We start from the raw sequence: 26,971 nt of genomic DNA, 5'->3' as shown, positions 1-26,971 counted from the left end.
CATCCCTTTGAGGCTCCTCTATGAAGTTCTCCTCGATTCTCTTGTTGTCCCTTGGCCTGGTCAGTGGTTTTGCGTCCGCAGGCGGCACCACCGAAGCAGGTGTGGGCGGCGCATTGGGCGGGGTTCTTGGCTCGGTCGTCGGTCAGTCTTTAGGCGGCAATACAGGTTCCACCATCGGCGCAGCCTTGGGCGGCGCGGGTGGTAGCGCGGTCGGCGCAGACAAACGCAGCCGTGGTGAAGCCGCCATCGGCGGTGCGTTGGGCGCAGCCGGCGGTAACGTGGTTGGCCGCAGCGTGGGCGGCACTACCGGCAGCCTGATCGGTTCGGCAGCAGGTGGCGGCGCCGGCGGCGCGCTGGGTAACTACATGGGCAACAAGAGCGATGACGATGATCGTCGTTACGATCGCGGCGACCGTGACCGTCGCTACTATCGCGACGGTCACCCTGGTCGCGGCCATGCCTATGGTCACCGCAAGCATCACAAGCACTATCGCCACCGTTAAGGCGAATGCTTGAACAAAAAATCGCAGCCCGAGGGCTGCGATTTTTTTGCCTGTTACACCACCAGGCATTCCAGTGCATGCCGCAGTCCGGCAGGAATCGGCGTGGGCTGATTGGTCGTACGATCCACGAACACATGAACAAAGCGCCCAGCTGCACATGCTTCGCTCTCGCCGACCTTGAACACCGCCAATTCGTACTGCACCGAACTGTTGCCGAGCTTGCCGACCCGCAGGCCGATCTCGATCAGATCCGGAAACGCGATCGAGGCAAAGTAATCACATGCCGAACTGACCACAAAACCCACCACCTCACCGTCATGGATATCCAGACCACCGACCTGGATCAGATAGGTGTTCACCGCTGTGTCGAAGAAGCTGTAATAGGTGACGTTGTTGACGTGGCCGTAGGCGTCGTTGTCATGCCAGCGCGTGGTGATGGGCTGGAAATGCGGGTAGTCGGTGCGTTGAGGGGTCGGGTTGGACATCAATTTTCGATTCCTGAAGGTAAGTGGCCAGTCTGATTTAAAAGCGTATCGCCCCCATAAGGTTCTTCAGTGAGGTCGGGATCTGCGAACCACACAAATCCACTGTGGGAGCGAGCCTGCTCGCGAAGGCGCCAGCACAGGCGCCACGTCATTCAACGGTCAGCAAACCCCTTCCCCTGCGCCGCCAACTCACCAATTAACCGCGCCGGTTTCCACTGATCACCCTGCCGCGTCTCCAGCGCCAGCAGCCGCTGATGAATATCTGCAAGCCCCTGCTGATCCGCCCAGGCCATCGGCCCGCCCTTGTCCGCCGGAAAGCCATAACCGTTCAGGTACACCAGATCGATGTCATGCGCCGACTCGGCAATGCCTTCTTGCAGAATCTTCGCGCCTTCGTTGACCAGTGCCAGCAGGCAGCGCTCCAGAATCTCCTCCGGGCCGATGTCACGGCGCTGGAAACCCAAACCCTCGCTGACACGCAACACCAGCGCATCGACCTCCGGGTCATGCTCTGCCTGACGACTGCCCGGCTCGTAGTGGTAATAACCATTACCAGACTTCTGACCGAACCGGCCCATTTCGCACAGGCGGTTATCAACCTGAATCTCCGGGGCATCCTGGCCCTTGCCGGCCAGCTCACGAGCGCGCCATTCCAGATCGATGCCGACCACGTCGTACATGCGGAACGGCCCCATGGCGAAACCGAATGCCTGTAGCGCCGCATCGACCTGCTGTGGATAAGCGCCTTCAAGCAACATCTTGCGGGCCTCCAGCACATACGGATGCAGCATGCGGTTACCGATAAAACCGTGGCAGTTGCCCGATACCACACTGACCTTGCCCATGCGCTTGCCCAGTATCAGCGCAGCATCCAGTGCTGCCTGCGAAGTCTGCGCACCGCGAACGATTTCCAGCAGTTTCATGATGTGCGCTGGGCTGAAGAAATGCAGGCCCAACACTTGCTCAGGCCGCTTGGTGGCCGCAGCAATTGCATCAATATCCAGCGCCGACGTGTTACTCGCCAACAGCGCTTGCGGCTTCAGCAAGCCATCCAGTTCACGAAAGATCTTCTGCTTGAGTTCGAGGTTTTCGTACACCGCCTCGATCACCAGATCGGCATTGCGGATCTCTGCGTAATCCGCCGCGGCGCTAACCCGGGCCAAACGCGCATCAGCCTCGGCCTGATCAATCCGGCCCTGACGCACGTTATGTGCATAAGTCTCGGCCACGGTTGCGAGCGCCTGTTCGAGCATCTGTGGATTGGTGTCCACCCATTGCACCGACACACCGGCATTGGCCAGACACATGACAATGCCACGCCCCATGGTGCCCGCACCGATCACCGCTGCCTGCTGAATATCGAAAGATGTCTGGCTCATGTTGTTCTCTTGTTGGCGATCCAAAGACTGGTCTCACCATAGTCAGCCAACGACGCTTTTTGAAGTTTATTACCGTGATGATCGACATTCAGCGGATGGATGCAGCCCTGCTTTTGTGGGAGCGAGCCTGCTCGCGAAAAAGTCATCACATTCAAAATAGTGTTGCCTGATGTACCGCTTTCGCGAGCAGGCTCCCTCCCACAAGGGCTCTTGCTCAACCGAGCAAATGATCGTCAGCCCAGCTGCGGACTTCGGCATAGGGATACTCTTCCAATGCCGCAAAACCGGGAATAGCGCGCGCCTTGAGCCTGGTAAACAGCGGCACGCTGATCCCGCACAAAAATCGCGTCAGTCGCTCCGCCGTCGGAATCATCCCGGTGTGCTGCTCATGCCTGTGGATAAAATCGCCACACAACGCCGCAAAGTTTTTATCCACAAGCGCTGGTAACTCCGGTGGTGCCGGCAACCGCGCGACCTGGCCGTGACACACCGAACAATGCCCACAGCGCTCTGGCGCATTGTGGTCGCCGAAATACTCGGCCAGGCGATAACCCAGGCAGCGCTCAGTGGCGAACACCTCAAGCATGGCGTGAATCCGCGCGACTTCGGCCTGCTCATGCCGGGCGAAATAATCGTGCAGTTCAGCGCTCACGGCATCGCTGTCAAAGTCGCTGTTGAGCAGGCTGTAGACCTCGGTCATCTGCTTGCTTTCCAGCTCGACCCAGCCCTTTTCCTGAAAGTAATCCAGCGCCTTCACCACTCGATTGCGCTCGGCGGAATACTGCGAATACATCGCCTCGAAATTCACCGTAGCCCAGGTGCGCGCACGCGCCGAGGTATGAACGATCGCGGCGACGAAATCCCTGCGCTCGCCTTCAAACCGTTCAAGCAGCGCTTCGGGTTCCAGCAGGTATTTGAAACGGTATTCGGCGTAGTAGGCGTAACGCGGCGCGATCAAACCGCGCAGTTCCAGTTGCACCAGCAATGTTTTCAGCGGCAGCGAGCGGATATTGCTCTGATCCGCCAAAGGTCCGAGCAGAAACTCCCATTGCCCTTCCGGTGCCGAGGCCTTCAGTTCGTCGAGTACAAAGCGAATGCCGTCGCGTTCCGGCGTATCTCCGTAAACGAAGTTTTCCAGCACGTTGAGGCTGTCGCGATTGGCCAGCACCAGACAATCCGACGGCTGCCCGTCACGCCCCGCGCGGCCTATTTCCTGGCTGTAGTTTTCGATGGATTTGGGCAGGTCGAAGTGCACCACATTGCGAATGTCGCTCTTGTCGATGCCCATGCCGAAAGCGATGGTCGCGACGATGCAATTGGACTGCCCGGCCATGAAGCGTTTCTGGATCGCCTCGCGCTTATCGTGGGGTAAACCGGCGTGGTAAGCCTCGGCCTGAATACCATTACGCTCCAGGTGCTCGGCAATGTGTTCGGCGGTTTTCTGCAAGGTGACGTAGACAATACTCGGCTGACCCGGACGCTCAGCCATCCACTCCACCAGACGCCGACGCTTGTCCTGGCCGCGCACCGGTTCCACCAGCAGATTGAGGTTGGGCCGATAGAATCCGGTGGTCACCACGTCTTCGGCGGCGATGGCAAATTTAGCCTGCATGTCGGTGATGACTTTCGGCGTTGCCGTGGCAGTCAGCAGCAAGGTTTGCGGGATGTTGAACTGCCGTTGGTAGTCCGGCAGCTTGAGGTAGTCCGGGCGGAAATTGTGCCCCCACTCGGAAATGCAATGCGCCTCATCCACGACCAGCAGCGAGATCGGCACCTGCTGCAAAAAGTTGCGGAAGCGTTCGTTTTTCAGCCGCTCCACGGAGATCATCAGGATCTTCAATTCACCTGATCGGGCACGGGCCATCACGTCATTGGCATCATCGCGGCTTTGCGCCGAATCAATACTGCCCGCCGCAATGCCATGGCGTTGCAGGAACGCCAATTGATCCTGCATCAACGCCAGCAGCGGCGAGACCACCAGCGTCAGATTCGGCAGCATCAGTGCCGACAATTGATAGCAAAGGGACTTGCCGGAACCTGTGGGAAAAATCGCCGCTGCCGAGCGTCCGGCGAGGACCGCGCTGATCGCGGCCTCTTGTCCGGGTCGGAACTGTGGATAACCAAAAACCTGTTCCAGGGTGTTGTGCATTCGCTGTCACTCCTTTGACTGCTGCCATGCCAACAGCCTAGCGGGCGATCGCAGCGAGTCGAGAAAAGGTCGGGGGCCAAATCGATACGGAATGATACAGCGATTCACCTGAACGCCACGGCCCCTGTGGGAGCGGGCTTGCCCGCGAAGAGGCCGGCACTGACTACACAATGTCTAAACGTTCATGGCCGCAACACTGCCACACGCAGTTGCTCATCCAACATCTGCTCGTGCACACCCAGGCTCTTGCTCGCCCATAACGCATGAGCCGGGCTGATGTCGCCGGTGAACGCTGCCGCCAATTGACGCAGATCGGCAACACTGCGTACCTGTGGACAAAACGGTTGTTCAGCACAGTCCCGACTGGCGTTGCGATAAGTGCTCAGCAAGTGATCCCACAAACCATCACGCAGTTGTCTGATCGACTTCAACTGCACTTTCGGCACACCCAGCTTCTGCTTCAAACCCGACTCGTCCAGCGCTTCGCTGGCGAGCAAGGCTTTGCCGAACATCAACACCTCGGCGCGCGACGCCGTGTCGACATTCGCTTGGCTGGTGAGTGCGTCCGGCCATCCGGTGCGATTCAAATGATCGAGTACCAGCGGATTGCCAACGTCGGCGGACATTGCCAAACGACAACCACTGGTCCACAGCAATACGATCGAGGCCATTCGTAGCCACTGCATACCTAATTCCCTTTAAGCGTGTATCGGACGTTTGGAAACGTCGCACAGATTCTGGCGCGCACGATACAGCGGTTTACCGCGAAACGCCTGACAAACCTGTAGGAAATTTCCCATCTAAGGGTTTTGCCCGAATAGCCCCATGAAAATGCGTAGGGCAAATACCCGAACCCAGGAAAAACCCCTACGAACGCTGTCCATTCCGGCGGTCTTGTTCCTGCGCGCAGCGCCCTCCTATAGTGGCCGGCGCATCTGAATCGCGCCGTGCGACTTATCAAAGGACAGCCCTCTTCCATGAACTCACTGCACCCGCCCAGCCCCCGCTACCGCCGTTTGAAATCCAGCTACAGCGACAATCCGGTACTGGTCATCGATACAAACGCCTGCCACGAAGACTTGCTGGATGCCGCTCAACAACGCCTATGCGCCGCCAATAATCTGCTGGAAACTCTTTACTGCATGTGCTTTCAACAAGCAGACGTCAAAGACATTCCAAACATCATCAACGCGCTTTATTTATTGACCCAAGACGGCTGTGAACTGCTGGAAGTCGCAAAATTCAAAGCCACACACAACAATTAAAACCAAAAACAAAAAATCTGGAAACAACCAACACATATACCATTCAAAAAATTCGCACTACGTTAATTGCTCTTCCACTAAACAAGAGCAACAAGCATGACTGTATTAACTATTTTCTTTTGCGGCACCGGCTCCAACAAGTTTGATGTCACCCATGAAAACTTCTGGAACGGCGAACTGATTTCCACACTCGCTGCAAACCATTCCGGTCGCGAGTTTGCCGAATGGATTGTCGTCGACGGCCCCGGCAGCGGTAACCTGCAAGCCGATGACCTGTTCACCAAAACCAGGGAATACGGCCTCAGCGGCACGTTGTTCGGCAAGGGTTGGGAAGAAAACGTGAAGCACGCTATGAATATCATCAAGGGCAAATGTGACTGGCAACGCGAGCAACTGACCGAAGTCGAATACAACCGTCTCAAAGCCGCTGGCATTCCCATTGACGATGTCAAAGTCGAAGGCTCGTGGATGTGGCGAAAGTACAACTACGGCAACCGTAGCATTACGCAACAGAAGTTACAGGAAGGGATTATCAGGACTTTCCGCAAAGATGGAATTATTCCCACCCGCGTCAATCTGGTGGGTTGGAGCCGAGGCGGTATAAGTTGCCACATGTTAGCCAACGCGATGTTAAGGGACAGCCAACTGAAAAACATTCCAGTGAATATCTTTGCGCTGGACCCCGTACCGGGCATCGGTAACTTCCAGGAAGAGCGGGTCAAACTTGGTAGCAACGTCAAAGAGTACGTCGCCTTCTACGCCCGCGATGAACGCTCCAAAGGCTTCAGTTGCGTAATCCCGCAAACCGCCACCGGCACCAAAACCAGCGTCTACCCCATGGCCGGACGCCACGCGACCATGGCGGGCAACGCCACCGCCGACGGTGGCGTGCCTGCCAGCGCAAGCGACCTGAAAACCCTGGTGGAACCTGGCCGCGTCGTCCGTCACTACGCCGAAACCTGTCTCAAGCGCTGGGGCGTACAACTGAACAAAACCCTCAACCTGACCCAGACCGACCTGCAAAACCTCACCAATAACATTGTTCGCGATGAAGCTCGGTACAAACGGATGCACAACATCTCCTACACCTACTTCACCGAGCTGGATAAAGGCGAACGCTACGTGTCTCTGGGCAGCAAAGGCGTGCCGTTCTCGGCGGTGAAAGGCCCGATCTGCAACCCGGCGACAGGGCTGACGACCAGTGTGCTGGATGTGACGGCGTATCGGGTTATTGGCTGAAGGCCGTGGGCGCGTGAACGGACGAAAAAACCTACAGCAATGGCCTATCTGGTATTCGTCCCATTCCTACAAACCCAGACTCCCTTGCCGCCTATCGCGGCTTGGTAAGTCAAATCTATAGTTGTGACTGTCGCTGCCAAATCAGCGGCTCGGGCTTGGTCACCCGATTGGATCGTGTATACGCACGCGCTGTATGCTGCCGGCACTCACTTGCCTGCAGTTTATGGTGACTGTGTTTGGGACACCCTCGGGTGTGCCGGGTATGTGCACGATCCTCACCGGTTGACCAACCCGAACACAGTCGCCTCCTGTCGCTTGGTCACGATGCGGTGGCTTCTTTCGAAGCAATTGAGGATTAAAAAATGACAACTTGGAATCAATTCACTACCGATCGCTACCGCCCACTCGAATCCAACCTCACCGACACCAAGCCCCTGATCATCGACACAAACGCCAACCCGCAAGACATCCTCGAATGCGCGGTCCAGCGCCTGCGCGCCTCCGCCGACCTGCTAAAAACCCTCTACTGCCTCAGCTTCAAACAAGCCGACGTCGAAGACATCCCCCACATCACCCACGCCCTCTATCTGCTGACGCAGGATGGCTGTGACCTGCTGCAAGTCGCGCAGCAGCAGATGCTCAACTGGAAGGCTCCAGCCTGAAATTGAGTCGTATCGCTCTTATGTACTCTGTAAGAGCGATCAAAAAAACGGTAATCAACCATGGGAGCAACCATGAGCAAATTCTTTGATGAGCTGATGGAAAGCGTGCGAGAAATGGACGAAATTCTGCGTGGTGAATGTGCACCATCGCGTATATCCAAGGCTGGTAAAATGATTCAAAAAAACCAACAGACTCTCGATGAACAGCCTCGCTTTAAGGATCGAAAATCCCGATCTATCACTCCACACGATTGCGCTACACTGGAGTCCTGCACCAAGAGGCCTATGAAATGAGCGAATTGACGTTCCAGCAGAAGCAGGCTTATTACGACAAGGTTCGCCGGTCAAACTATCTGGCGAGCTTACGTCTGGAAGGTTTTGATACCAGCCGTGCCGATGCAGAGAAACCGCTTCCATCAAGGGAATCGGTCATTGAAAAATATCGTCAGACTGCACGTTAATGACGGACAAATATGGGGTCGGACAAGACCCCTATTGCTACCCTCATAGTGATGTTCTGCGTAACTTGCTCGACATCCACTCTGAAGAAGAACTGCAAAAAGCAGAGCGAGAGCTCTCGGAAATCGCGATCAGTCGATTTCGTCTTCTCCCCCCTCCTTATGATTTAAGTGTCCTGCAGCACGCCCATAAAACTCTTTTTTGCGATGTTTACGATTGGGCCGGGCAGTTGCGTACCGTTAACATCAAAAAGGGACAAACATTTTTCTGCACTGCAGAGCGAATTCTTCCAGAAGCGCAAAAAATCTTTAGCGTGATGGAGCGCTCCGCGTGGTTCGCGGGAATGGGCAAACCAGAACTTGTGGTGAAAATCGCTGAGGCTTATGGCGATTTGAATGTCATCCATCCTTTTCGCGAAGGTAATGGCCGAGCGCAACGCCTATTATTCGAACAAATCATTATTAACGCAGGCTTCCCAGTCGATTGGTGGCTGGTTAAAGATGACGCTTGGGTCCCAGCAAACATTGATGCTGTGTCATGTGATTATCGGAGGCTAGTGGCGATCTTTGACCGCTGCATTGGCGAAAAGCTGGCTCTTTAAGTGGCATTATTCTGGTAGTTAAGGCCATTTTCTGCGGGAATATTGCCAGTTAGTCTTGTTTTCGCCCACAAAAAAGCCGCCCCTAAAGGGCGGCTTTTTCATTCACTACAAACCAAGTCTTACAACTTCGGCCCAGCAGCCTTGATCGCGTCGCTCACTTCGAACTTCTTGAAGTTCTCGATGAACAGACCGGCCAGTGCTTTTGCGGCTTCGTCGTATGCAGCCTTGTCAGCCCAGGTGTTGCGTGGGTTCAACAGGCCGGTTTCAACGCCCGGTACGGCCAGTGGCACGTCGAGGTTGATGGTGTCCAGGTGTTCGGTTTCGGTGCCGATCAGGGCGCCGCTCTGGATCGCTGCGATCACCGCGCGGGTGGTCGGGATGTTGAAGCGTTTGCCGACGCCGTAGCCACCGCCGGTCCAGCCGGTGTTGACCAGGTAGACCTTGGAGCCGAAGCCGCGGATGCGCTTGATCAGCAGCTCTGCGTATTCGCCGGCCGGGCGCGGGAAGAACGGTGCGCCGAAGCAGGTGGAGAAAGTCGACTTGATGCCGCTGCCCGAACCCATTTCAGTCGAGCCCACCAGAGCGGTGTAACCAGACAGGAAGTGGTAGGCCGCTTGTTCTTCGTTGAGGATCGACACTGGCGGCAGGACGCCGGTCAGGTCGCAGGTCAGGAAGATCACAGCGTTCGGCTCGCCACCGAGGTTGTGCTCGGAACGCTTGGCAACGTGTTCCAGCGGGTACGCAGCGCGGCTGTTCTGGGTCAGGCTGACATCGGCGTAGTCGGCGTGCTTGGCGTCGTCAATGACGACGTTTTCCAGGACGGCGCCGTGCTTGATGGCTTTCCAGATGACCGGCTCGTTCTTCTCGGACAAGTCGATGCACTTGGCGTAGCAACCGCCTTCGATGTTGAAGACAACGCCTTCGCCCCAGCCGTGTTCGTCGTCACCGATCAGGTAACGGCTTTCGTCGGCGGACAGGGTGGTCTTGCCGGTGCCGGACAGACCGAAGAACAGGGTCACGTCGCCTTCTTCGCCGATGTTGGCAGCGCAGTGCATTGGCAGCACGTCAGCGGCCGGCAGCAGGAAGTTCTGCACGGAGAACATGGCTTTCTTCATCTCGCCGGCGTAACGCATGCCAGCGATCAGCACTTTTTTCTGTGCGAAGTTGATGATCACGCAACCGTCGGAGTTGGTGCCGTCACGCTCAGGCACGCACTCGAAATTAGCGACGTTGAGCACTTGCCACTCATCACGGCCAGCCGGGTTGTACTGGGCCGGGTTGATGAACAGGCAACGACCGAACAGATTCTGCCAGGCAGTCTGGGTGGTCATTTTCACGGCCAGGTAGTGATCTTCAGCCGCGCCTACATGCACGTGGGAAACGAAGTGCTCTTGCGCGTTGTTGAAGGCTTCTACGCGAGCCCACAAGGCATCGAACTTGTCGGCCGGGAACTTGCGGTTGATCGGGCCCCAGGCGATAGCGGCCTGAGTGGAAGGCTCTTCAACGATGAAACGGTCGACTGGCGAACGGCCGGTGCGATGACCGGTGCGAACAACCAGAGCGCCGGTATCGGCAAGCTCGCCTTCACCGCGGTTCAGGGCTTCTTTTACCAGATCATCAACACTCAGATCGGTGTACACGGCGTTATTGGCTTGCGTCATGAGGTTCCCCGTCGGCCAGTGGCCGAGTGTGCTCCAAACGTTTTGTAGTAGAAAGTCGTGCACTACTACCGCGAAAAAAGTGGGCCGGATTATGCCAGAAAAGCCCAAAAATAGTAGGGCCCTCCCGTCGTAACGGCGTAATTCCGTCGTTGAGCAGTGAATTTACCTGCGCTGAACCGTTTTAGTGCCGGGTATCTGACGGCGTGTCGACGCCCGCACCTGCGAACAATTGAGCGATATCGGCCGCATCAAACAGGTAGCGCTCGTTGCAGAACTGGCAATCGATCTCGACTGTACCGCCCTGCTCGGCCACCAGCGCCTGCGCATCTTCCAGACCCAGACTGACCAGCGCATTGCCTGAGCGTTCCCGCGAGCAGCTGCAGTGGAAGCGCAGAGGTTGCACATCGAACAGGCGCACTTGCTCTTCATGGTAGAGGCGATGCAGCACGGTTTCGTTGTCCAGGCTCAACAGTTCATCGGCGCTCAGGGTGCTGGCCAACGCGGTGATGTGCTGCCAGCTGGCGGCGCGATCTTCTTCGTCTTTCAGGCGATCGGCCGGCAGTTGTTGCAACAACATGCCACGGGCACGACGACCGTCGGCGAACAGCTTGAAGCGGGTGCCAACCTGCTGCGACATGACGAAATAGTTGGTGAAGCAATCGGACAGGGTTTCGCCATCGAGGTCGACGATGCCCTGATAGCGCTGGCCAACGGTCGGGTCGACGGTCAGGGCCAGGACGCCGTTGGGCATCAAGTCGCTGAGAGTCGCATCCGCCGAGACCTGATCGGCGTGATAACGCGCCAGACCACGAATCTCGCGATCGCTGGAGCACTCGATCATCAACATCGGGATCGGGCCCTCGGAACGCGCCTGCAGAATCAGCAAACCGTCGAACTTCAGGGTGCCCACCAGCAACGAGGCCGCCGCCATCAATTCGCCCAGCAGTTGCGCAACCGGTTCCGGGTACGGGTGCTTGGCGAGGACTGCGGCGTAGCTGCGCTCAAGCGCTACCAGTTCGCCGCGAGTATCGCTGTCATCGAAGATGAAGCGTTGGGTGTAATCGGTATCCGGGAGATCGGTCATAGGTTTGGGTATCTGAATTGATGACAAATTGGTTACAAAACATGAAAATGCCGCGCTTCTTTGCACCTGTTTGGTGCGATCGTTCAGCCACGGGAGGCATTTTATGAACAATCCGGGTTTGTTCCAATCAAGGTGGAACCTCGGCCGGCTGGTTCTGTGCAACGTCGTGCCATTGGCGTTGCTGGCTTTCTGGTTATGGCCTACGGGCAACATGCTGTGTGTGATTTTCGACGAGTGGCTGTTTCGCTCGCTCAATGCACCGCTGGCCAGCAACCCGATATGGCTCCACATCTGGGCAATTGCAAGTCTGCGCCCGTTCGACATCGTCGTCGGACTGATTCTGCTGACGCTGTTGATCAAGGGCGACTGGGTGTTCAAGGCGATTGACGTGCGTCGCGCGTTTTTCGGTTTTTTCTCGATCCTGCTGTTGATGGTGGTGATTCGCGCGCTGTTTTCCAAGTTCGCCGACTACATGGGCTGGCAGCACAGCAGTCCGTCGATGGTGCTGGAAGGCGCGGTGCACCTCAGCGACTACTTCCCGCATTTGGAGAAGGCCTGGGAGCTGAAGGATCGCTCGAGCCAGAGCTTTCCCGGTGACCATGCGTCGGTGTTGCTGATCTGGGCTCTGTTCATGGGTGTGTTCAGCCGTACGGTCGGACAGTTCGTGACGATCTGGAGCCTGACGCTGCTGTTCATGCTGCCGCGACTGGTGGCTGGCGCGCATTGGGGTCAGGACGATTACATCGGCGGGATGTTGCTGGCGGTGTGGGCATTGGGCTGGGGTTACTACACGCCGTTTGCGTATCACGCGGCGAATTTCTGGTTGAAGGTGACGGCGCCGATTTTCAATCTGCTGGGCAAGTTGCCGCTGGTTTCGCGGATGAGCGTTGTGCGTAGCGCCTGATACCGCGTCGCCCCCGGCGAGTGCTGCGCACTCGAGTCGCCAGTAGGCTGGCTCCCACGGTTGGATTGCATTTCAAACTGTGGGAGCCAGCCTGTGGGCGATGAGGTCGGCACAGACAACACTGAAACATCAGCCTTAGTCGTCGTTACTGTTCCCACGAAATTTAAACAGATCCCGTCGCTGCTTCTTGCTCGGTTTGCCGTCGGTGCTCATGCCCAACGCGCCAGCCTTGCGCATTGCTGCGGCCGCTTCGCGCTTGGCAATACTCGCGTCGGTTTCCGCGTACAAAGCCTGCGCCTCGGGGGCCCCACGACGTACGATCGACAAGGCTTCGACCCTCACGATGCGCACTTCGAAACCGGTACGTATCTCAAACTCGTCGCCGACGCGTGGCTCTTTGCCGGGCTTGCAGCGCTCACCTCGACAATGCACCTTGCCACTCTCGATGGCGGCTTTGGCCAAGGCACGGGTTTTATAAAAGCGCGCCGCCCACAACCATTTATCGAGACGGACCTTGTCGTCCTCTTCCTGTTTTTGTGCCATATGAATTCCTCGCTCAGCCAGTAGTCGGAACTGTACTACCGTTTCTGTCGGGCGCAAGAACTCGGCCCTCCAGATAGACTGTGATCTTGACTGTTTCAGCGGCAAGGAGTGATCGAGTGACTAAATTTCCGTCTTCATTGACCTCGCCCAAGACGGGTTGCCAGGGCTGCCAGCAAAGCGAGCCGCTGGACTTCGATTTTGCCTTCGCCTACCAACCTATCGTTGATCTGCGCGACCAGTCGGTTTTCGCTCATGAAGCGCTGGTCCGAGGTGTAGCCGGCGAAGGGGCATTGACAGTGTTAGATCAGGTTACAGAAGAAAACCGCTACCGTTTCGACCAGCTCTGCCGGATGCGCGCCATCGAAGGCGCGGCCAATCTTAATATGCAGACACACTTGTCGATCAACTTCATGCCCAACGCTGTCTATCGTCCAGAGTTATGTATTCGCAGCACCCTGGAGGCGGCAAAAAAACACAATTTCCCGGTCGACCGGCTGATTTTTGAAACACTGGAAAGCCAGCACGTAGATAACTATCGCCATTTGACCAATATTCTGCGTGAATACCGCGAATTCGGCTTCAAGACCGCCATCGACGACTTCGGTGCCGGTTATTCGGGGCTCAATCTGCTGGCTGATTTCCAACCGGACCTGATCAAACTCGACATGGCGTTGATCCGCGATGTCGATCAAGACCGTGTCCGTCAGGCAATCGTGCGGGGGATTGTCACAATCTGTGCGGAGTTGGACGTTACAGTCATTGCCGAAGGCATCGAGAGCGCCGGAGAACGGGATTTCCTGGCGGACTGTGGAATATTTCTGATGCAGGGTTACTGGTTCGCCAAGCCTGCATTCAAAGCCCTGGCTCAGATACCACCTGACGCCTGGGCGCGTTAATCGTTGGTTTTTTATATTGAAGACATTTGACCATTTGACCGTTGTTGGCCTGCGCGAGTGGGTGGCGCTCCCGGATTTGGGCGTTGCAGGCATGCGCGCAAAAATCGACACCGGTGCCAGTACCTCCAGCCTGCATGCCACCGACATCGAACCGTTCGAACGTGACGGCGAGAAATGGGTGCGCTTTACCGCGCATCTGGGCACGGTGGTGCAGTTGCGTCACCGGCGTTGCGAAGCTCCACTGGTGACACGCAAGACCATCAAGAGCTCCAACGGCCATGCCCAGAAGCGCTACGTGATCAGCACCACCCTGGCCCTGGGTGATCGGGTCTGGCCAATCGAGTTCACCCTGGCCTGCCGCAAGTCCATGCGCTATCGCCTGTTACTCGGCTCCAAAGCCCTGATTGATGGCCAGTTGGTGGTCAATCCGGGCATCAAATATGTACAAGACAAGCCGGTGTTCCCGGTATCTACCTCCTCCACAGGTGTTGCATGAAGATCGCTGTGCTGTCGCGGAACCCGCGTCTGTATTCCACCCGTCGTCTGGTTGAGGCCGGCACTGAACGCGGGCATGAAATGGTAGTGATCGACACCTTGCGCGCCTACATGAACATCGCCAGCCACAAGCCGCAGATCCACTATCGCGGCAAACCGCTGGAAGGCTTCGACGCGGTGATCCCGCGGATCGGCGCGTCGGTGACGTTCTATGGCTGCGCGGTGTTGCGTCAGTTCGAAATGATGGGCGTGTTCCCGCTCAATGAGTCGGTGGCCATTGCCCGTTCGCGGGACAAATTGCGCTCGCTGCAACTGCTGTCGCGTCGTGGCATTGGTTTGCCGGTGACCGGGTTTGCTCACTCGCCGGACGATATTCCCGACCTGATCGACATGGTCAACGGTGCACCACTGGTGATCAAAGTGCTGGAAGGCACCCAGGGCATCGGCGTGGTGTTGTGCGAAACCGCGACCGCCGCCGAGTCGGTGATCGAGGCGTTCATGGGCCTGAAGCAGAACATCATGGTTCAGGAATACATCAAGGAGGCTGGCGGTGCAGACATCCGCTGCTTCGTGGTCGGCGACAAGGTAATCGCGGCAATGAAGCGTCAGGCCAAACCGGGTGAATTCCGCTCCAACCTGCACCGCGGCGGCAGCGCCAGCCTGATCAAGATCACCCCGGAAGAACGCATGACGGCGCTGCGTGCGGCCAAGGTCATGGGCCTGTCGGTGGCGGGCGTGGATATTCTGCGATCCAATCATGGGCCACTGGTGATGGAAGTGAATTCGTCGCCGGGACTGGAAGGGATCGAGACCACCACCGGGAAGAACGTGGCGGGGATCATCATTGAGCATCTTGAGAAGAATGGCGGGCCGAATATGACCCGCACCAAAGGCAAAGGCTAAAGCCAGCTTCAAGCGGCAAGCCCCAAGCGACAAGTAAAGTCGCTCTTGCTTGCCGCTTGCAGCTTGAAACTTGCAGCTGCCTCTACACCGCATCCCGCGGCAGCATCAACCCCAACGGCAACCGAACCCGCGCCTCCAGCCCACCACCGGACCGGTTACGCAGTTCAACATTGCCGCCATGCATCGAAGCAATCCGCTTCACGATCGCCAAGCCCAACCCCGTACCCTTGCCGCCGCGCGCTCGGTCGCCACGGGTGAACGGGTTGAAAATCGCCTCAAGCTCCGACGGATCAATCCCCGCACCACGGTCCATCACACTCAGCACCACATACGGCGCACTGGTGTCGCCGGACACATAAGCCGCCACTTCAACGCCGCTGCCGGCATGGTTCAAGGCGTTGCCGATCAGGTTGTTGAGCAGACGTTTCATCGATACCCGACGCAACGGGAACGGCTGGATCGGCTCCAGACGCAGACGAACTTTCTCTTCAGTCTGGTTGTACGGCGCCGCCACTTCACGCACCAGATCGCTGAGATCGACCTCCTCCACCGACTCGTCACGACCATCGCGAATGAACGCGAGGAACTGGTCGAGAATCGCGTCCATGTCTTCGATGTCGCGCACCATGTCATCGGTCAGGTCGTTGTGGTCGCCCATCAATTCCAGCGACAGACGCAAGCGCGTCAACGGCGTACGCAGGTCATGGGAGACGCCGGCCAGCATCAGCTCACGCTCACGTCCGGCTTGTTCGACATCTTCGGCCATCTGATTGAAGGCGCGATAGACCTCGGTCATCTCGCTCGGCGTGTCGCTGATCGGCAGACGCACGCTTCGACCCTGGCCGAGTTGCCGGGCGGCGTATACCAAACGCTTCAAGGGTTGGTTGAGCTGGCTGACAAAAATCCACGCCGAGGCCGTCGACAGCAAACCGATCGCGAGGAACCAGCCCAGCACGTTCCAGATTTTCTGGCCACGCAACGGATGTGGATACAACGGCACTTTCAGCCAGCCATCGCCCAGGCTCGGGGCGCGAACCCACAGAGCCGGCGGCGAATGCATTCGTAATCGCACTTCGGTGTCGGCGCCGAGTTCTGCCTGCATCTGTCGTTGATAGATCTCGCTGTACGGCCAGTGCTGTTCGCCTTCCGGCACACCGGCACCCACCACCCGGATCAGGGTCGCGGCATCGGCGATCTTCGCGCGGTTTTCTTCGTCAGCAGCCCAATAGGCGCGCAGCGTCAGGGCGACGCCGTGGCTGTATTGACGATCCACCAGCACGTCCTCGTTCATCAACAGATAAACCAGGGTCAGCGCCTTGGAAAACAGCACGACGATGAGCACCAGCCAGAGGGTGCGGGAGAAAAAGCTTTGGGGGAACCAGACGGGCGTCTTCATCAATAACCGCTACACACTTGCAGGAGCGAGCAATGCTCGCATATTGCGGATTGCGAGTCTGTGGGAATGGTCGTTTGACCAACCCCCAGCAGACCCGCTCCTACAAATCGCCGATCACTTGGTGGCGGCGCCATCCGGTACGAATACGTAGCCAACGCCCCAGACAGTCTGGATGTAGCGCGGTTTCGACGGATCAGGCTCGATCATCCGGCGCAGACGGGAGATCTGCACGTCGATGGAACGCTCCAGGGCATCCCACTCGCGGCCACGGGCCAGGTTCATGAGTTTGTCGCGGGTCAGTGGCTGACGCGCGTTCATCACCAAGGCCTTGAGTACCGCAAACTCACCGGTAGTGAGCATGTGCACTTCGTCGCCGCGTTTCAGTTCGCGAGTGGCCAGCGACAACACGTAATCACCGAAGGTGACATTTTCGTCTTCACTACCCGGCGCGCCCGGCACTGGTGCGGTCTGGCGACGCAACACCGCTTTGACCCGGGCCATCAGCTCGTCCGGGTTGAACGGCTTGGCCAGGTAATCGTCAGCGCCCAGTTCCAGGCCCTTGATGCGGCTCATCTCATCGCCCTTGGCGGTGAGCATGATGATCGGAATCTGGTTGTTCGCGGCCCGCAGACGGCGGCAAGCGGTCAGACCGTCTTCGCCGGGCAGCATCAAGTCGAGGACGACCAGATTGAATACTTCACGCGCCAGCAGACGGTCCATCTGCTCGGTATTCGGTACGGTACGGGCACGGTAGCCCTTGCTGACGAAGAAACGTTCCAGCAGGCTGCTCAGCCCCGGATCGTCATCAACGATAAGAATTTTTTCGCCTTCAGCAGTTTGTGCAGTGCTGCTCATTGGATGCTCCTTTTAGCTCGGCGCGCATTATGGCGTAGCTGCCGTTATACGCACCGTGTGCATTGTTAGCAGATTTTTCCTTCACTGCCAGAAAACCGGGGTTTAAGCCTACAGACTGTGACGCCCCCGAATGACAGAACGCTGGTTATAATGCGCGGCGTTTTGTGCCAGGCAACGTCTGAATCGTTACCGCAAGTGGCCGTCTTTTTTCCCGGTCAGCGCAGTAATTGTTCGATTTCACGGGTCAATGGGCTGCCTTTTGACCCAGGCAGCGGCAATCTTCAAGCCGCTCAACCAGACTCCGGGCCTTTATTTTCGTGCCTGCGAGCCTGCTTTCACAATATGTCAGGTGGTTTTATGGACAGCATCAACAGCCGCATCGCCGAGGAACTCGGCGTACGCCCACAACAGGTCGAAGCGGCCGTCGCGCTACTCGATGAAGGCTCTACCGTTCCCTTCATTGCCCGCTACCGGAAAGAAGTCACCGGCAGCCTCGATGACACCCAGTTGCGTCATCTGGAAGAGCGTCTGCGCTACCTGCGAGAACTCGACGAACGGCGCATCAGCATCCTGGCCAGTATCGAGGAGCAAGGCAAACTCACTCCTGCTCTTGAGCGCGATATCAAACTCGCCGACACCAAGACCCGCCTCGAAGACTTGTACCTGCCGTACAAGCAGAAGCGCCGCACCAAGGGCCAGATTGCCCTGGAAGCCGGCCTCGGCGACCTGGCCGACGGCCTGTTCAACGACCCGAACCTCACACCGGAAACCGAAGCCGCACGCTTCGTCGATGCCGAAAAAGGCGTGGCCGACGTGAAGGCTGCGCTGGAAGGCGCCAAGTACATCCTGATGGAGCGTTTCGCCGAAGACGCCAGCCTGCTGGAAAAACTGCGTACCTATCTCAAGCAGGAAGCCATCCTCAGTGCCCGCGTCATCGCCGGCAAAGAAGAGGAAGGCGCCAAATTCCGCGACTACTTCGAACACGACGAACCGCTGAAAAGCATGCCGTCGCACCGCGCATTGGCGATTTTCCGTGGCCGCAACGAAGGCATTCTCAGCTCTGCGCTGAAAGTCGGCGACGAACTGCCAGGCACCATGCACCCGTGCGAAGGCATGATCGGCCAGCAATTCAATATCCAGAACCAGAACCGTCCGGCCGACAAATGGCTCGGTGAAGTGGTGCGCTGGACCTGGAAGGTCAAGCTCTACACCCACCTCGAAACCGACCTGCTGGGCGAGCTGCGCGACGGCGCCGAAACCGAGGCGATCAACGTTTTCGCCCACAACCTGCATGACCTGTTGCTGGCCGCACCGGCCGGCCCACGTGCAACCCTGGGCCTCGACCCGGGCCTGCGTACCGGTTGCAAGGTTGCCGTGGTCGATTCGACCGGCAAGATGCTCGATCACGCCACGGTTTACCCGCACGTGCCGCACAACAAGTGGGATCAGACCATCGCCATTCTGGCCGCCCTGTGCGCCAAGCACTCGGTTGACCTGATCGCCATCGGCAACGGCACCGCCAGCCGCGAAACCGACAAACTGGCCATCGAACTGATCAAAAAATATCCGGCGATGAAGATGACCAAGGTCATGGTTTCGGAGGCCGGTGCATCGGTGTACTCGGCGTCGGAACTGGCAGCCAAGGAATTCCCCGATCTGGACGTGTCGATCCGTGGCGCCGTGTCCATCGCTCGTCGTCTGCAGGATCCGCTGGCAGAGCTGGTGAAGATCGATCCAAAATCCATCGGCGTTGGCCAGTACCAGCACGACGTCTCGCAGCTGAAACTGGCGCGCGGCTTGGACGCTGTAGTCGAGGACTGCGTGAACGCCGTCGGCGTTGATGTGAACACCGCTTCGGTGGCGCTGCTGGCGCGGATCTCCGGCCTCAACGCCACGCTGGCGCAGAATATCGTTGCTCACCGCGACGAACACGGCGCGTTCAAGACCCGTGCGGCGCTGAAGAAAGTCGCACGTCTGGGCGAAAAAACCTTCGAACAGGCTGCCGGTTTCTTGCGTGTGATGAACGGCGACAACCCGCTGGATTCCTCGGCCGTTCACCCGGAAGCCTATCCGCTGGTGCAACGCATTGCCGCTGAAACCGACCGCGATATCCGTTCGCTGATCGGCGACGCCAGTTTCCTCAAGCGTCTGGATCCGAAAAAATTCACCGACGAGACCTTCGGTCTGCCGACGGTGACCGACATCCTCCAGGAACTGGAAAAGCCGGGGCGTGACCCGCGTCCGGAGTTCAAGACTGCCGAGTTCCAGGAAGGTGTAGAAGACCTCAAGGACCTGCAACTGGGGATGATCCTTGAAGGTGTCGTCACCAACGTGACCGCGTTCGGCGCATTCGTCGACATCGGCGTGCATCAGGATGGTCTGGTGCACATCTCGGCGCTGTCAGAGAAGTTCATCAAGGACCCACGCGAAGCGGTGAAGGCCGGTGATGTGGTGAAAGTGAAGGTCATGGAAGTCGACATCCCGCGCAAACGCGTCGGCCTGTCGATGCGCATGGGCGACACCCCGGGCGAGAAAATCGACGGTGCCCGTGGCTCGCGTCCGGGCTCGGCGCAGCGTCAGCCGTCGAACAACGCGCCGCGCAAGGAAACCGCGACCGCAGCGCCGGTGAACAATGCAATGGCCTCGCTGTTCGCCAACGCCAAACAGCTGAAGAAACGCTGATGGAAATTCCGGCCGGGCTCGTCGAGAGCGCGTTTTTCAAGCTGTTGGGCTGCCGCCTGCACAGCCTGGAAACCGGGGTGGCGCAAGTCGCCCTGGGGCTGGAACCCGAACTGCGCAACCGCGGCGGCAAATTGCACGGTGGCGCGCTGTTCAGTCTGGTCGATATCGCCATGGGGCTGGCGTGTTCCAGCACCCACGGCTTCGATCAGCAGAGCGCGACCATCGAGTGCAAGATCAACTATATCCGCGCCGTCTCGGACGGCGAGGTGCTGTGCACGGCGCGGGTGATTCACCCGGGCCGGCGCACGCTGGTGGTCGAGGCCGAGGTGATGCAGGGCGACAAACTGGTCGCAAAAGCGCAAGGCACGTTCGCTGTCCTGTAGATGTTGATCATCATTTTGAGTTAATTTCGGCGCAATGAATCCTGTGGGAGCGAGCCTGCTCGCGAAGACGGTCTGTCAGTCGGCGATGATGTCGGCTGGAAAACCCTCTTCGCGAGCAGGCTCGCTCCCACAGGGATTGTGCAGTTCTTGACCGACCGGCAAATGGCCTGCCGCAAAAAACCAGGCGAAAACGCCAGTTTCAACTTCACCCTTGTAGACCGTCCTGCCCACCCCCATATTGGGGCGACTGACGCGTGAAGGAATCCAAATTGAGCGAACTTCTCAACCGCCGCCTGGCTCTGCTCGGCGAGCGCGCCAACCTCTCTCTGCTCGAACAGTGCCTTCACGGTATCGAACGTGAATGCCTGCGCGTGACCAGCGAAGGTCGACTGGCGCAAACGCCGCACCCGGAAGCCTTGGGTTCCGCGCTGACCAATGAAAAAATCACCACCGACTATTCCGAGTCGTTGCTGGAATTCATCACGCCCGCCCTGCCCGACCCGGCAGACACGCTGGCGAGCCTGGACAAGATTCATCGCTTTGCCTACAGCAAACTCGGCAACGAGTACCTGTGGAGTCCATCGATGCCGTGCCCGTTGCCGGCCGAGGAAGACATCCCGATCGCCTATTACGGCACCTCCAACATCGGTCAGCTCAAGTACGTCTATCGCAAAGGCCTGGCCCTGCGTTACGGCAAGACCATGCAGTGCATCGCCGGGATTCACTACAACTTCTCCCTGCCGGAAAAACTCTGGCCGCTGCTCAAGGAAGCGGAAGGTTTTGTCGGTACCGACCGGGATTTCCAGTCAGTCTCCTACATTGCGCTGATCCGCAATTTCCGTCGCTACAGCTGGCTGCTGATGTACCTTTTCGGTGCGTCGCCGGCGCTGGATGCCGGTTTCCTGCGCGGTCGTTCGCATCAGCTGGAACAACTGGACCCGGACACGCTGTACCTGCCGTACGCGACCAGCCTGCGCATGAGTGACCTTGGTTATCAGAGCAACGCCCAGGCCGGTCTGACGCCGTGCTACAACGATCTGGTGAGCTACACCGACAGCCTGCGCAAAGCCGTTGCTACGCCTTACGCGCCGTACGTTGAAGTCGGCACGCATCAGGATGGCGAATGGGTGCAACTGAACACCAACATCCTGCAGATCGAAAACGAGTACTACTCCAACATCCGCCCGAAACGCGTGACCTACACCGGCGAGCGGCCGATCCAGGCGCTGGTCGCTCGTGGCATTCAGTACGTCGAAGTGCGTTGCCTGGACATCAACCCGTTTCTGCCGATGGGCATCGACCTTACCGAGTCGCGCTTCCTCGACGCCTTCCTGCTGTATTGCGCGCTGAACGACAGCCCGCTGCTGACCAACACCTCGTGCAGCAATGCCACCTCGAACTTCCTCAGGGTGGTAAAGGAAGGTCGCCGTCCGGGCCTGCAATTGCAGCGTGACGGTGAGGCGGTCGACATGAAGACCTGGGCAGCCGAATTGCTGGAACAGATTGCTCCACTGGCGGCGCTGCTGGATCAAAGCCATGGCTCTGATGCGCACAGCACCGCGCTGGATGCGCAACTGGCCAAGGTCAAGGATTCGTCCCTGACGCCGTCGGCGCAGGTGCTGGCCGCGATGGCCGAGCACAAGGAAAGCTTCGCGCAGTTCTCTCTGCGCCAGAGTCAGGCACATGCCGAGTTCTTCCGCAGCGAGCCATTGGCGGCTGATGAGCAGGCGAAGTTTGAGGAGCTGGCGCGAACTTCGCTGGCGGCGCAGGCCGAGCTGGAGCAGAACGAGGTGGGCGATTTCGACGTGTTTGTCGGGTCGTACCAGGCGAGCATTCTGGCGATCAGTAACTGAAGAGCCTCTGAAAGCCCCTCACCCTGACCCTCTCCCTCCGGGAGAGGGCTACAGTGAGGGTTGCTCACTCCGCCGTCGAAGGCTTCTCCCAAAGATTGATCCCGCCCTCTTGGGCAAACCGGTCAATTTCCGCCAATTCCTCAGCACTGAAACTCAAATTCTTCAACGCCCCGACGTTCTCGATAATCTGCTCCGGCCGGCTTGCGCCGATCAGTGCCGAGGTCACCCGTGGATCACGCAGGGTCCAGGCCAGCGCCAGTTGCGCCAGGCTCTGGCCTCGACGCTTGGCGATCTCGTTCAGCGCGCGCACGTGGGCGATGTTGGCCTCGGACAAGTGCGCAGCCTGCAGCGAACCACCGCCCGGACGATTGACCCGCGCATCCGCCGGCACGCCGTTGAGGTATTTGTCGGTCAGCAGACCTTGCGCCAACGGCGTGAAGGCGATGACCCCGGTGCCGAGTTCGTCGGTGGTGTCGAGCAGGTCTTTTTCCACCCAGCGATTGAGCAGGTTGTACGCCGGCTGATGAATCAGCAGCGGCACTTTCCATTCCTTGAGCAGCGCGGCCATCTCACGGGTCTTCACGCCCGAATACGACGAGATGCCGATGTACAACGCTTTGCCCTGTTGCACGGCGGTGGCGAGGGCGCTGGCGGTTTCTTCCAGCGGGGTGTCCGGGTCGAAGCGATGCGAATAGAAGATATCCACATAGTCCAGACCGAGGCGTTGCAGGCTCTGATCGAGGCTCGCCAGCACGTATTTGCGCGAACCGCCGCCCTGCCCGTAAGGGCCGGGCCACATGTCCCAACCGGCCTTGCTGGAGATGATCAGCTCATCGCGATACTGCTTGAAGTCTTCGCGCAGCAAGCGACCGAAGTTGATCTCGGCGCTGCCGTACGGCGGGCCGTAGTTGTTGGCCAGGTCGAAGTGGTTGATGCCCAGGTCGAACGCGGTACGCAGCAAGGCGCGCTGGGTGTCGATCGGCGTGCTGTCGCCAAAGTTGTGCCACAGGCCCAGCGACAGCGCCGGCAGCACCAGACCGCTGCGGCCGACGCGGCGGTAAGGAATGGAGTCGTAGCGGTTTTCGGCAGCGGTGTAAGTCATCGAATCCTCTCTTGTCTGTTTTGAATTTGGTATCGACTGCTTCGCAAGTTGCCCAGCATACGCCCAGACAAACACTGATAAACGCCGGACTCGAGAAAATGCTGAAACGTTTCAGAAATTTCATCTTCGACGGTAAACCCTCGCCAGACTCGGGCCGCGCTCCGACGATCTTTTGATCTTCGCCCCGCCTTCAAACAGCCACCGCAAAAACCTCCCCCAACCAATCCACAAACACCCGAACCCGTGGCGACATGTGTCGGTTGTGCGGGTAGAGCACGGATACCGGCATTGGAGGTGGTGGCGTGTCGATGAGGATTTCCTGCACCACTTCCTGAGCAATCAGCGTTTCCATCCGGTAATGCGGGCACTGGATGATGCCCAGCCCGGCAATCGCCGACGCGGCATAAATTTCCGCGCCGAACACCGACAGCGCACCGTCGATGGCGACTTCCTGCAGTTCGCCGTCAACCATGAATTCGAAGGGAAACAACTTGGCCGTGGTGCGCGAGACGTAGTTCACCGCGCGATGGTTTTTCAATTCAGAGAGGTTCTTCGGCTCACCGTATTGACGCAGGTACGCCGGGCTGGCGCAGGTGATCTGGCGCAGGCTGGCGACTCGCTTGCCGATGAGGTTGGAATCGCCAAGCGTCCCGGCGCGCAGCACGCAATCGACGCCTTCGGCGATCAGATCGACGAAGCGGTCGGCCTCGCTGATCGACAGTTCGATGTCGGGATAACGCTCCATGAATTGCGGCAGCGCCGGGATCACAAAATGCTTGGCCAGCGTCCCGTGCAGATCCACCCGCAGCCGTCCTTTTGGCGCCACGCCGCGAAACGCCAATTCGGCCTCCTCCAGTTCCGCGAGCAATTGCACACAGCGTTGGTAGTAAGCCTCGCCGTCCAATGTCGGCCGCACTTTGCGCGTGCTGCGCTCCAGCAAGCGAGTGCCGAGCCAGGCTTCGAATTGATTGAGGGTATGAGTCAGTGTCGCCCGTGGCAGGTTCAGGTCATCGGCCGCCAAGGTGAAGCTGCTGCGCTCGTAGATCCGCACGAACACCTTCATTGCTTTGACTTGATCCACGGCGCTTTCCCCCGGCTTTTAATTGTTGGCGATTTTTGAACAGTCAAGGCAACTCTCGTGCATTTATCGGTGTGAGTAAACATGTGAAATTGGCTCCACACCCAATCAACACCTGCACAAGGATCATCGCCATGACTCAGCAAACTTCGAAAGTCGCCCTCGTAACCGGTGCTTCTCGCGGCATCGGCGCCGTGATTGCCAAGCAACTGGCCAGCGAAGGTTTCGCCGTCGCCATCAACTATGCGAGCAGCGCCAGTGAAGCCTCGAAACTGGTGGTTGAGTTGCGCCAGGCCGGGCATCAGGCCATGGCGGTCAAGGCCGATGTCGCCAATGCCGGCGACGTGCAGCGCATGTTCGATGAGACCGAGGCACAACTGGGGATGATCGATGTACTGGTGAACAACGCCGGCATCCTCAAGGTGTTGCCCTTGGCGCAACACACAGACGAACTGTTCGAGAAGAACTTCAACATCCACGCTCGCGGCACTTTCAATACCCTGCGCGAAGCAGCGACACGCTTGAACAGTGGCGGGCGGATCATCAACTTCTCCAGCAGCACCGTCGGCATGAACCTGCCGGGTTACGCGGTGTACATCGCCAGCAAAGCAGCGGTGGAGTCGCTGACCCAGGTGTTCGCCAAGGAAATGCGCGGACGCAACATCACCGTCAATGCCGTGGCACCGGGCCCAGTCGCTACTGAGTTGTTTCTGCACGGCAAGAGTGAAGAGCAGATTCAGACCTTCGCCAAGATGCCTCCGCTGGAACGCCTGGCTCAGCCAGAAGACATTTCCCGCGTCGTGTCCTTCCTGGTCGGCCCGGATTCGGCTTGGGTCAACGGGCAAGTCTTGCGCGTCAACGGCGGCCTCGTCTGAGCGGCCTCACCCGGGCAAAGGAGAAGAAAATCATGAGTCATCCAGCCAATAACGCCCACACCGGGCAATCGAAACTGATGTTTACGCTATTCACCGCGGTGGCTGCCGCCACTGCCGCACTGGCGGCCGGTTCCAGCCTGTTGCTGACCCTGCCAGTGTGGGCGATGTTTGTCGGTTGGGTCGCGTTCTTTAGCCGTGGCCTGACCTTGCGCGACGGCCTGGTGAACCTCGGCTGTGTGCTGATGGGCATCGCCTTCGGCATGGCTGCGGCGCTGAGCATCAGCGCCCTGACCCCCACGTTGGGCCTGTTTGCCCTGCCGGTCGTGGTGTTTGTCGTGGCGATGGTCGTGGTGTCGCTACGTGCCACCCGGACGATGAACAACCTCGTCGCTTACTTTCTCGGCCTGATCGCCTATTTCGCATCGCACCTGAAACCCTCTCTGGAAAGCTTCGTTGAACTGGGCGCAGCCGGCACCCTCGGTTCCTTCGCCGGTTGGTTGTCCCATGTCGCGCAACAACGCCTTCCTCGTCGCGCCTGAAACCACCCTCACTGTGCAGAGATCAACGCCATGAAATCAAACAGGGGCACCAACCATTTCGTGCACTCCGGCTCGCCCGCCGATCGGGTACGCGCCGAGATGTTCCGCCGCATCGGTCTGGAAGACCTGCTGAAACCGACACTGCGCTAATGCCTGCTCTGCCACCGATCGTTCCATGCTCTGCGTGGGAACGATCATTGATGACCCGTGCCTCGGAGCTCCCCATGCGCCAGAACCCGACCTTGCTTATTCTCGCCCTTGCGCCGTTCTATCGCCTCGGTGAACCCATTTCCTACGCCCTGTTACGCGCCACGTACGGTGTGATCATGGTGACCCACGGCTTGCCCAAACTGCTGGGTCAGTCGCACGGTTCGATGGCCGATCCGATGGCCGCGTCGATCAACCTGATCCAGAACGTCCTGCACCTGCCTATGCCGGGCCTGATTGGCCTGCTGGTGGCGCTGCTGGAAGGTGTCGGCGGATTGCTGCTGGCTCTGGGACTGGGCACGCGCCTGCTGGCGGCGATGATGGGTATCCAGATGCTGACGATCGCCAGTATTCTCGGACCTACGTGGCCCTGGATCGACCGTGGCATCGAATACCCGGTGCTGATGGCGTTTCTGTCGCTGTACATCCTGTTTCGCGGAGCAGGACGCTACTCACTCGACCACACTTTAGGTCGAGAACTCTGAAAGTTGCTGTCGCGAGGACGTCGCCATGCACACCACCATCATCATCTTCTTCGGCCTGGTCCTGCTGGCACTGATGCTCTACATCGGCGAGCGCATCGGATTCAGCCGTCAGACCATGGCCTACAGCTTCGCCGCCCTGTGGCTGGCGTTGACGGTGATTAATGGCGCGGTGGGGGTGGTGCATGCCGGGCAGTCCGTGGGGTCGGAACTGGGGATTGGCAGTGTGGTGTACGGCGTGCCCGTGGAGGCGATGGTGTTGTTCATGGTGCTGAGCGCCGAGTCCTGAAC

Annotated in this window: 29 protein-coding genes; 18 read left to right on the top strand and 11 right to left on the bottom strand. The window is 58.5% G+C overall.

What is annotated here, in order from left to right:
* Positions 1-20 precede the first annotated feature (20 nt).
* Entirely contained in the window at positions 21-503 is a 483-nt protein-coding gene (locus tag IEQ42_RS05475; RefSeq protein WP_210702822.1) for a glycine zipper domain-containing protein, read from the top strand.
* Between the two features lie 53 nt (positions 504-556).
* On the opposite strand, the gene IEQ42_RS05470 is transcribed toward IEQ42_RS05475, so the two are convergent.
* The 4 genes from IEQ42_RS05470 to IEQ42_RS05455 form a co-directional block, all read right to left on the bottom strand.
* Positions 557-988: an acyl-CoA thioesterase gene (locus IEQ42_RS05470; RefSeq protein WP_210702821.1), complete on the bottom strand. Its 432-nt coding sequence runs from the start codon at positions 986-988 to the stop codon at positions 557-559.
* A 152-nt stretch (positions 989-1,140) separates the two neighbouring features.
* Positions 1,141-2,367: a 3-hydroxyacyl-CoA dehydrogenase gene (locus IEQ42_RS05465; RefSeq protein ID WP_210702820.1), complete on the bottom strand. Its 1,227-nt coding sequence runs from the start codon at positions 2,365-2,367 to the stop codon at positions 1,141-1,143.
* Between the two features lie 214 nt (positions 2,368-2,581).
* Positions 2,582-4,516, bottom strand: a complete 1,935-nt coding sequence (locus IEQ42_RS05460) for a RecQ family ATP-dependent DNA helicase (protein ID WP_210702819.1) — start codon at positions 4,514-4,516, stop codon at positions 2,582-2,584.
* 182 nt (positions 4,517-4,698) lie between these two features.
* The gene (locus tag IEQ42_RS05455; protein WP_210702818.1) at positions 4,699-5,202 is read right to left on the bottom strand and encodes a polysaccharide deacetylase; all 504 of its coding nucleotides are present in this window, start codon (positions 5,200-5,202) and stop codon (positions 4,699-4,701) included.
* A 291-nt stretch (positions 5,203-5,493) separates the two neighbouring features.
* On the opposite strand from IEQ42_RS05455, the gene IEQ42_RS05450 reads away from it, so the two are divergent.
* The 6 genes from IEQ42_RS05450 (at position 5,494) to IEQ42_RS05425 (ending at position 8,742) form a co-directional block, all read left to right on the top strand.
* Positions 5,494-5,781: a hypothetical protein gene (locus IEQ42_RS05450; RefSeq protein WP_210702817.1), complete on the top strand. Its 288-nt coding sequence runs from the start codon at positions 5,494-5,496 to the stop codon at positions 5,779-5,781.
* Positions 5,782-5,877: 96 nt separating this feature from the next.
* A complete protein-coding gene (locus tag IEQ42_RS05445) occupies positions 5,878-7,020 on the top strand; it encodes a hypothetical protein (protein WP_210702816.1) in 1,143 nt (380 codons plus the stop codon).
* A gap of 362 nt (positions 7,021-7,382) precedes the next feature.
* Positions 7,383-7,682, top strand: coding sequence for a hypothetical protein (locus tag IEQ42_RS05440; RefSeq protein WP_210702815.1), 300 nt, complete (start codon positions 7,383-7,385; stop codon positions 7,680-7,682).
* A gap of 72 nt (positions 7,683-7,754) precedes the next feature.
* Positions 7,755-7,976, top strand: coding sequence for a hypothetical protein (locus IEQ42_RS27615; protein ID WP_224788447.1), 222 nt, complete (start codon positions 7,755-7,757; stop codon positions 7,974-7,976).
* A complete protein-coding gene (locus IEQ42_RS05430; protein ID WP_007917944.1) occupies positions 7,973-8,143 on the top strand; it encodes a YhfG family protein in 171 nt (56 codons plus the stop codon). Before IEQ42_RS27615 ends, IEQ42_RS05430 begins: the two co-directional genes overlap by 4 nt.
* Positions 8,143-8,742, top strand: coding sequence for a Fic/DOC family protein (locus tag IEQ42_RS05425; protein WP_210702814.1), 600 nt, complete (start codon positions 8,143-8,145; stop codon positions 8,740-8,742). The genes IEQ42_RS05430 and IEQ42_RS05425 overlap by 1 nt, the downstream gene beginning before the upstream one ends.
* Before the next feature lie 119 nt (positions 8,743-8,861).
* Here the strand turns inward: IEQ42_RS05425 and IEQ42_RS05420 are convergent, their stop codons facing one another.
* Together IEQ42_RS05420 and hslO are read right to left on the bottom strand one after the other, a co-directional pair.
* Positions 8,862-10,403 (bottom strand): phosphoenolpyruvate carboxykinase, encoded by a 1,542-nt coding sequence (locus IEQ42_RS05420; RefSeq protein WP_047299301.1) that lies wholly within the window; start codon positions 10,401-10,403, stop codon positions 8,862-8,864.
* Positions 10,404-10,584: 181 nt separating this feature from the next.
* Positions 10,585-11,487 carry an Hsp33 family molecular chaperone HslO gene (gene hslO, locus IEQ42_RS05415; RefSeq protein ID WP_210702813.1) on the bottom strand — a complete coding sequence of 301 codons (903 nt, stop codon included), beginning with the start codon at positions 11,485-11,487 and terminating at the stop codon, positions 10,585-10,587.
* 103 nt (positions 11,488-11,590) lie between these two features.
* Here hslO and IEQ42_RS05410 point away from each other — a divergent pair, with 103 nt between their 5' ends.
* Entirely contained in the window at positions 11,591-12,391 is an 801-nt protein-coding gene (locus tag IEQ42_RS05410) for a phosphatase PAP2 family protein (RefSeq protein WP_210702812.1), read from the top strand.
* 135 nt (positions 12,392-12,526) lie between these two features.
* On the opposite strand, the gene IEQ42_RS05405 is transcribed toward IEQ42_RS05410, so the two are convergent.
* Entirely contained in the window at positions 12,527-12,934 is a 408-nt protein-coding gene (locus IEQ42_RS05405) for an RNA-binding S4 domain-containing protein (RefSeq protein WP_047299299.1), read from the bottom strand.
* A 116-nt stretch (positions 12,935-13,050) separates the two neighbouring features.
* Between IEQ42_RS05405 and rimA the strand changes: the two genes are divergently transcribed.
* From rimA to rimK, 3 genes are read left to right on the top strand one after another with little or no spacing between them, the layout of a single operon-like run.
* Entirely contained in the window at positions 13,051-13,830 is a 780-nt protein-coding gene (rimA, locus tag IEQ42_RS05400; protein WP_210702811.1) for a S6 modification regulatory phosphodiesterase RimA, read from the top strand.
* Between the two features lie 16 nt (positions 13,831-13,846).
* Positions 13,847-14,326 (top strand): retropepsin-like aspartic endopeptidase RimB, encoded by a 480-nt coding sequence (rimB, locus tag IEQ42_RS05395; protein WP_228731945.1) that lies wholly within the window; start codon positions 13,847-13,849, stop codon positions 14,324-14,326.
* Positions 14,323-15,228 (top strand): 30S ribosomal protein S6--L-glutamate ligase, encoded by a 906-nt coding sequence (gene rimK / locus IEQ42_RS05390; protein WP_007952690.1) that lies wholly within the window; start codon positions 14,323-14,325, stop codon positions 15,226-15,228. Before rimB ends, rimK begins: the two co-directional genes overlap by 4 nt.
* Before the next feature lie 82 nt (positions 15,229-15,310).
* Here rimK and IEQ42_RS05385 read toward each other — a convergent pair whose 3' ends face one another.
* Together IEQ42_RS05385 and ompR are read right to left on the bottom strand one after the other, a co-directional pair.
* Positions 15,311-16,624: an ATP-binding protein gene (locus IEQ42_RS05385; RefSeq protein WP_042557135.1), complete on the bottom strand. Its 1,314-nt coding sequence runs from the start codon at positions 16,622-16,624 to the stop codon at positions 15,311-15,313.
* Between the two features lie 114 nt (positions 16,625-16,738).
* Positions 16,739-17,479: an osmolarity response regulator transcription factor OmpR gene (gene ompR, locus IEQ42_RS05380; RefSeq protein WP_210702810.1), complete on the bottom strand. Its 741-nt coding sequence runs from the start codon at positions 17,477-17,479 to the stop codon at positions 16,739-16,741.
* Between the two features lie 357 nt (positions 17,480-17,836).
* Between ompR and IEQ42_RS05375 the strand changes: the two genes are divergently transcribed.
* The 3 genes from IEQ42_RS05375 (at position 17,837) to gshA (ending at position 22,397) form a co-directional block, all read left to right on the top strand.
* A complete protein-coding gene (locus IEQ42_RS05375; protein ID WP_042557133.1) occupies positions 17,837-20,161 on the top strand; it encodes a Tex family protein in 2,325 nt (774 codons plus the stop codon).
* The gene (locus tag IEQ42_RS05370; RefSeq protein ID WP_115146048.1) at positions 20,161-20,544 is read left to right on the top strand and encodes a PaaI family thioesterase; all 384 of its coding nucleotides are present in this window, start codon (positions 20,161-20,163) and stop codon (positions 20,542-20,544) included. The genes IEQ42_RS05375 and IEQ42_RS05370 overlap by 1 nt, the downstream gene beginning before the upstream one ends.
* Before the next feature lie 269 nt (positions 20,545-20,813).
* A complete protein-coding gene (gene gshA, locus IEQ42_RS05365) occupies positions 20,814-22,397 on the top strand; it encodes a glutamate--cysteine ligase (RefSeq protein ID WP_210702809.1) in 1,584 nt (527 codons plus the stop codon).
* 64 nt (positions 22,398-22,461) lie between these two features.
* Here the strand turns inward: gshA and mgrA are convergent, their stop codons facing one another.
* Together mgrA and IEQ42_RS05355 are read right to left on the bottom strand one after the other, a co-directional pair.
* On the bottom strand, positions 22,462-23,499 hold the full coding sequence (gene mgrA / locus IEQ42_RS05360) for an L-glyceraldehyde 3-phosphate reductase (RefSeq protein WP_210702808.1): 1,038 nt from the start codon (positions 23,497-23,499) through the stop codon (positions 22,462-22,464).
* Between the two features lie 190 nt (positions 23,500-23,689).
* Positions 23,690-24,580 (bottom strand): LysR family transcriptional regulator, encoded by an 891-nt coding sequence (locus IEQ42_RS05355; protein WP_210702807.1) that lies wholly within the window; start codon positions 24,578-24,580, stop codon positions 23,690-23,692.
* A gap of 131 nt (positions 24,581-24,711) precedes the next feature.
* On the opposite strand from IEQ42_RS05355, the gene IEQ42_RS05350 reads away from it, so the two are divergent.
* The 4 genes from IEQ42_RS05350 (at position 24,712) to IEQ42_RS05335 (ending at position 26,969) form a co-directional block, all read left to right on the top strand.
* On the top strand, positions 24,712-25,452 hold the full coding sequence (locus IEQ42_RS05350; protein ID WP_210623993.1) for an SDR family oxidoreductase: 741 nt from the start codon (positions 24,712-24,714) through the stop codon (positions 25,450-25,452).
* A 32-nt stretch (positions 25,453-25,484) separates the two neighbouring features.
* Positions 25,485-25,991 (top strand): DUF1097 domain-containing protein, encoded by a 507-nt coding sequence (locus IEQ42_RS05345; RefSeq protein WP_210702806.1) that lies wholly within the window; start codon positions 25,485-25,487, stop codon positions 25,989-25,991.
* A gap of 224 nt (positions 25,992-26,215) precedes the next feature.
* Complete coding sequence (locus IEQ42_RS05340) at positions 26,216-26,683, top strand: DoxX family protein (protein WP_228731944.1); 468 nt, start codon at positions 26,216-26,218, stop codon at positions 26,681-26,683.
* A gap of 25 nt (positions 26,684-26,708) precedes the next feature.
* Positions 26,709-26,969 carry a hypothetical protein gene (locus IEQ42_RS05335; RefSeq protein ID WP_210702805.1) on the top strand — a complete coding sequence of 87 codons (261 nt, stop codon included), beginning with the start codon at positions 26,709-26,711 and terminating at the stop codon, positions 26,967-26,969.
* Positions 26,970-26,971 lie beyond the last annotated feature (2 nt).

Origin of the sequence: Pseudomonas iridis (assembly GCF_017980685.1) — a bacterium.
GTDB lineage: Bacteria > Pseudomonadota > Gammaproteobacteria > Pseudomonadales > Pseudomonadaceae > Aquipseudomonas > Aquipseudomonas iridis.
Note: the sequence above shows the minus strand (reverse complement) of the source record. Positions and strands in the feature narration are given on the sequence as shown.